General features: G+C 33.8%; 5 protein-coding genes. 2 read left to right on the forward strand and 3 right to left on the reverse strand.

Annotation, left to right across the window (positions count from 1 at the left end):
* Positions 1 to 1,459 (forward strand): ABC transporter permease (locus JGH11_RS18600; RefSeq protein ID WP_201114306.1); only part of this gene is annotated, 1,459 nt, incomplete at its 5' end.
* A 32-nt stretch (positions 1,460 to 1,491) separates the two neighbouring features.
* Here the strand turns inward: JGH11_RS18600 and JGH11_RS18605 are convergent.
* The 3 genes from JGH11_RS18605 to JGH11_RS18615 form a co-directional block, all read right to left on the reverse strand.
* Positions 1,492 to 2,832: a PAS domain-containing sensor histidine kinase gene (locus JGH11_RS18605; RefSeq protein ID WP_201114308.1), complete on the reverse strand. Its 1,341-nt coding sequence runs from the start codon at positions 2,830 to 2,832 to the stop codon at positions 1,492 to 1,494.
* Positions 2,833 to 2,845: 13 nt separating this feature from the next.
* Complete coding sequence (locus JGH11_RS18610; RefSeq protein ID WP_201114310.1) at positions 2,846 to 4,210, reverse strand: sigma-54 dependent transcriptional regulator; 1,365 nt, start codon at positions 4,208 to 4,210, stop codon at positions 2,846 to 2,848.
* A gap of 208 nt (positions 4,211 to 4,418) precedes the next feature.
* Positions 4,419 to 5,450, reverse strand: a complete 1,032-nt coding sequence (locus JGH11_RS18615) for a linear amide C-N hydrolase (protein ID WP_201114312.1) — start codon at positions 5,448 to 5,450, stop codon at positions 4,419 to 4,421.
* Between the two features lie 171 nt (positions 5,451 to 5,621).
* Between JGH11_RS18615 and JGH11_RS18620 the strand changes: the two genes are divergently transcribed.
* Complete coding sequence (locus JGH11_RS18620) at positions 5,622 to 5,855, forward strand: YecH family metal-binding protein (RefSeq protein ID WP_201114314.1); 234 nt, start codon at positions 5,622 to 5,624, stop codon at positions 5,853 to 5,855.
* Positions 5,856 to 6,127 lie beyond the last annotated feature (272 nt).

The following is a 6,127-nucleotide window of genomic DNA, read 5'->3' on the forward strand; positions in this document are numbered from 1 at the left end:
TACTGTGGCAATACTTAATTATATAAATATGACTGTAGCACAAACCTCTATCAGAGCAAACGAAATAGCTACGAGAAAGCTCTTGGGTGCAGATAATAAATCGATTATTCTACAAGGTTTGCTAGAGTCTATAGTAATGATATTTATAACAAGCATCTTAGGATTTGCAATAGCATTGCTACTAAGGCCTTATTTTGAAAATGTTTTAAATTCCCAAATTCATTTGGAGACCTATCTTTCTGTTCAATATATTGTAATAGGATTATCAAGCCTCATTCTAATAGGTATTATTGCCGGAATAATACCTGCCCTGATGACCTCTAAATTTCAACCTATTGAGATTCTGAAAGGCAGATATAAACGTAAATTAAAATCGATATACTCGAAGATATTCACTTCTTTTCAATATACTGTATCTATTGTTCTTATTATTGTTGGATTCTTTATTTTGTTGCAATTCAACTTTTTAATCAAAAATAATATAGGTGTAGATAAAAACAGAACTTTAATTATTTCACAACCTTGTTCAGCCAGTCAAAAGGCAGCACTCAAAAACGAGATAATGAAAATACCAGATGTTGAAGCTGCTTCTTTCACCGCCGGAAATCCTATAGATGGAGGCAATAATAATACTGAAGAAATAAATGGGGAAAGTGTAGGATTTCAGATTTTCACAGTCGATTCTTCTTTTTATCAGATATTCGATATAGATATTACTCCAACAGGGATGCATCAACTAGGTGGAGTAATTATGAATGAGCAAAGCATGAACATACTAAATGTTGATACAACAAATTATATTGCTAAGTTTGGAAATAATGAATATCCGGTAACGGGTGTTGCTAAAGATTTTCATTTCCGTCCCCTGACCAAACCTATTGGTCCAGCCTTTATACAACCGATGACGGACGATCGTTATCCTTGGAGCCTGCTTGTAAAAATATCACCAAATGCCGATTTATTTGAAACCGCAAAACAAATAAAGGAAACTCACACTAAATTTATAGGGCATTCATTGCAAGAAATTAAGTTTATTGATGAGACCATTAATCAGTGGTATGAAAAAGAAAGCCGTTTATCACAACTTATAACGATATTCTCCGTCTTTTCTATAGTAATCACAGTAATGGGTATTTTTGCAATGGCTCTTTATCAAGTAGAACAACGCAAGAAAGAAATTGCTATCAGAAAAATAAATGGAGCAACCGTAATACAAGTCTTAAATATACTCAATTATGACTCTGTTAAATATGTTACTTTAGCCTTCATTATAGGAGCTCCAATATCTTATTATATTGTCAATCGATGGCTAGAGAATTTTGCATATAGAATCAGCATTACTCCTATCGTTTTTCTTGTAGCACTACTTATTGTATTATCATTAACACTAATATCAGTCAGTATAATGACTTGGCAGGCTGCAAATGCCAATCCTGTAAAATCATTAAGTAGCGAATAACAAGCGTATATTTTAGTTGTTCCGGATAAATATTACTCATTTAATAGACTAAGGCTGAATATAGTCCAACCATCTTCGAAAGAATGTTTTAGATTACCGCCATGCAGCCTCATTATATATCGGGAAACGCTCAAGCCTATCCCCGACCCTGATTTTTTAGTAGTAAAGAAAGGTATAAATATATTTTCAACGACTTCGGATGGAATAGCTGCACCATTATTTGCAATATTGATTTGTATCTTATCTTTTTGTTCTCTCGATATATTTATCTTTATTGTAGGATTTTGAACATCATTTAGGGCTTCAATTGCATTCTTCAACAGATTAACTATAACTTGGCTCAACTGTGAGCTATCAGCCAAAACGGTCAATTCCTCAGAGTCATAGTTTAGTGCCACGTTAATATTTTTAGATTTCATTTCAGCATCTTCCAACATTAGTATAGAGCTAATAAACGGTAGCAACTGAATACTTACACATGTTGGCTTGGCTACTCCGGAAAATTGCCGATACGACTCCACGAAGGAGGTAAGCCCTTTGGCGGTTGAGTTTATAACAGAAAGTGCGTCTATAGTAGTATCTTTCAGCATCTGAAAATCGGTAAAATCAAGATTTTTGTATGAGAACAGCAAGGTATCTGTAAGTGATGTAATCGGGGCTATAGAGTTCATGATTTCATGAGTCATTACCCGAATCAATTTCACCCACGATTCCATTTCTTTTGCCTCCAATTCGTCGTTGATAGAGTAGAGTGTAATAATTTTTAAGCTTGCAGATTGAATTTTGATACTTGATACACTCAAACTTATCTGTACTTCTTCCTTTTCATTAAGAATTTTAATTTGCTTATTTTCGTCACCGACTTTCAACTCCCTAAACATATCTGGGAGATCCTTGTTAATTATTCTCAGTTGGTTGAGATGAGTAAAAACAGGCAGACCGAGTAGTTTTGTGGTTGCACTATTGGCATGTCTAACATTATTTCTATCGTCCAAAATAATCAATCCTGTGGGAACGTTCTGAATAATTAGGCTAAGAAACTTTTCATTTTCTACAACCTCCTGTTTTGCTTTAGACAAAATATCCCTGATCCTGTTCATCATCCTATTCAATTCCCGTTCTCTTCTGGACAGTTTTTTCTCCGTAAAATTGAAAGCATAGTCTCCGCTTTCAATCGCGTTAAGAAGGAACAAAATATTTTTATTGTACTTATTATAGGTCATATAAAGCCTAACAATAGAGAAACCTATAAGAAAAACAAAAAATATAGCATATACATATGCCTGAATAGTAAATAGATAGACCGCTAAACCTGTAGAAGCCACTAAGAGAATTAAATAAATATATAGCTGGTATTCAATCGATTTAAACATCGCAGGTTTTCTTTTATAGTCCGTATTTCTTAAGTTTATTATATAAAGTAGGACGCGTTACCCCTAATTCATTTGCAACGGCTGATATATTATTATCATTATTTTTCATTGCTTTCTGAATCAATATTTTTTCCATTTCATCCAATGTTATAGATTCAAGTATAGCCTCCTTCTCTTCTATGGTCCTCATATAAAAATCTGATGGATGCAGAATATCACCATCACTTAAGATTACAGCTTTCTCCACAGCATGTTGTAATTCTCGCACATTTCCCGGCCAAGAATAGTTTTCTAATTTCTTTATTGCTTCTTTACTAATTACAAGATGTGGCTTGTTATACTTTGTTTTGAAACGATTAAGAAAATAAATTGCCAGTTGAGCAATATCCTCCGCTCTTTGACGCAGAGGAGGAACTTCCAGCTGGATAGTATTAATTCTATATAATAAGTCTTCTCTGAACAATCCTTGCGAAACCTCTTCAAACAAATTTGCATTGGTAGCACAAATAAGCCTAATATCTACATTTATAGGCTTATTACTACCCACTCTGACTATCTTTCTGGATTGTAAGGCTGTTAAAAGCTTTGCTTGTAACGTAATTTGCAGATTGCCTATTTCATCTAAAAACAGCGTACCCTTATCTGCCGCTTCAAATTTGCCGGCTCTATCCGATTTGGCATCCGTAAATGATCCCTTTACATGTCCGAAAAGTTCACTTTCGAACAAAGACTCGGTTACAGCCCCCATATCGACTGTCACCAAAGTTTCATTATTGCGGGAAGAATACCTATGTATTGTTTTAGCTATCAACTCCTTGCCTGTTCCATTTTCTCCTGTGATCAAAACATTCGCATCTGTAGAAGCTACTTTCTTTACCATATCAAGTAAGCTTTGCATAGATTTGGATTGTCCCCAGCAAATATCTTCTTCTTTGCTTAACTCGGAATTTAGCAGTTTTTGTTTTTCTTTTAACTTCTTTACCTCTTTTCGAGATTCACATAGGGCGTATGCCGATTGAAGAGTTGCGATCAATTTCGTATTATCCCATGGTTTAACTACAAAGTCTGTAGCTCCTTCCTTTAAAGCTCTTACTGCTAAAGAAATATCTGCGTACGCTGTAAACAAAACAACAGGCATTTCCGGATTTATCTTTTTTATTTCAGACAACCAATACAGTCCTTCATTACCCGTATTGATTCCAGCCGAATAGTTCATATCCAGTAACGCTATATCAGGATTCTTTTCCTTTATTGTAGTAATTAGCGAATTGGGAGACGATAGTAAAAATACTTCTTCGAAGTAATTTGTCAATAGAATACGTAAAGCACTTAAAACATTTTTATTATCGTCTACAACTACTATACTCCCGTTTTTCATCTAATATTATGTTTGATATTCAATACAAGTCTAGAATTAACCACAATTTAGATTGTGCAAATTCATTTGAGTTTCTGTTCATCAAACATAATAAAAATAGGAGAAAATTCCTATGTATAAAGAAGATCTTTTAGAAAAAAGATACTGGATATCGTCAAAAAAGAGAGACATCCGAATATATACATATAAATTAATCCTATAGTATATATTATATACCTAAAAAGGTGAAAGGTTCACTTACTTTAAAATCTTTATAAGCATCACCTGCATAAACTTCCCCTTTTGTCAGATTTAATTTTTTCACAGGAGCTTTTTCCGAGAAGTCAATATTTTTGAAGTTGATCCAAAATGTATTAGGAGTAAGCACCGACTCGTAGTAATATATTTTATTTTTCTGATCAGATACTGTCCTCCACCTGGTAGACGATATGTTAGGATGATTAGGTGTGCTGATACCATATGGAACAGAAACATTGCGAATAACGCTGAATATACCTGCTGTACCTATATACGGATCGGCAGTCTGAGGAATTGCATGCACATAGAAAGAGGCCCTGACGAAACGATCTGCCGCTCTGTTCGTACCGGGAAGCATAACTGTACCTCCTATTTCTTTCCAATATTCATTGAGAGCCAGTTGTTTTTCGAATATAGGTGAATTTGTCATTACCTGATATGATTTATCATGATGTATAACCAGCTTACCATCTATATATTCAAATATAGCATTGTCTCCTTCTGCATCTGAAATAGATAAATGCAGAGTCGCAAAGCGTGATCCGTCGGGCATTTTATCAGACACGATTACGAATGATTCCTCTTTCATAGCAGAAACAGCCTCATTCACAGTAGCAAAATTATCTAGCATATATTGTACCCAAGCCGATATTGTAAGACCAGGCTTCTTTTGATCCCAAGCCGGATACTGAGATTCTACCAACCATAACAAATTAGCGACCAACCCCTTTTCATTCATTCCATCTGTACTCGAAATATCGTAAGCCGAGGTAATAATACTACCGTATTTGGATTTCCATTTTATCGAATTAGGGCCAACCATTCCGTTGCGCTCCATACCCCTGGGAAATATCCAAATATTACTTTGTATATCTTCACTCCAATCCATTGTTCGCCCTGTGAGAACAAGATTGTCTTTTCCTTTATAAACAACACGTGAACATGCCTGTATTCCTGTATAAACAAAAAGAACCAAGCTAATTATTAGAATAGCCTTCTTCATAAAAAATGTTTTGGTTTGTATCATGATTAAAACAAATCATTTTGCTAAAAGTTTTTTAATTTTTAATATTTTTTCTGATGTATAATGTTTTATAGTATGTAACAATTGTTACATACTATTCTCCAACAAAGAGATTATCTTTGTCCGATAATAATTAATGCATAATTTTATATGGAACAAAAACATGCTCACGAAGTACTTCATATGATGGAAGGAAACAACTATACAGAAGCTTCATTAAAAGAGGCCATAAAAGAAAAATTTGGAGAAAATCAAACATTTTATGCTTGCTCGGCTGAAAATATGAGTATAGACGATCTTTTTATTTTTCTAAAAAACAAAGGTAAATTTATGCCTGCCGACAGTGGTTTCACTGTGGACATCAGCAAAGTATGTAATCATTAAGTAGTTTCTAAAGTCATTATAAAAATATAGAGGCGATCCGAAAAAATTGGATCGTCTCTATATTTTTTACCCTATATTTACGAATCATTTTTTAAGCCAAAATTCCTTACTGTAAAATAAAAATGTTACATTTGAATAGATTAGAAGTATATAGCTTTCAAAAGATCGGAAAGCTTGTATCGACAATCATAAAAACTTTAACTCAAATTTTTAATTTAAACAGTTCTGCCAAAACCTGAATCTTATAGAAGACAAAACACATAATATATAAT

It is taken from the genome of Dysgonomonas sp. Marseille-P4677 (assembly GCF_016652235.1).
GTDB lineage: Bacteria > Bacteroidota > Bacteroidia > Bacteroidales > Dysgonomonadaceae > Dysgonomonas.

Bases quoted from the DNA above. Each gene is read 5' to 3' on its own strand.
- JGH11_RS18605 (WP_201114308.1), bottom strand. From the start codon at position 2,832: ATGTTTAAATCGATTGAATACCAGCTATATATTTATTTAATTCTCTTA.
- JGH11_RS18610 (WP_201114310.1), bottom strand. From the start codon at position 4,210: ATGAAAAACGGGAGTATAGTAGTTGTAGACGATAATAAAAATGTTTTA.
- JGH11_RS18615 (WP_201114312.1), bottom strand. From the start codon at position 5,450: ATGAAGAAGGCTATTCTAATAATTAGCTTGGTTCTTTTTGTTTATACA.
- JGH11_RS18620 (WP_201114314.1), top strand. From the start codon at position 5,622: ATGGAACAAAAACATGCTCACGAAGTACTTCATATGATGGAAGGAAAC.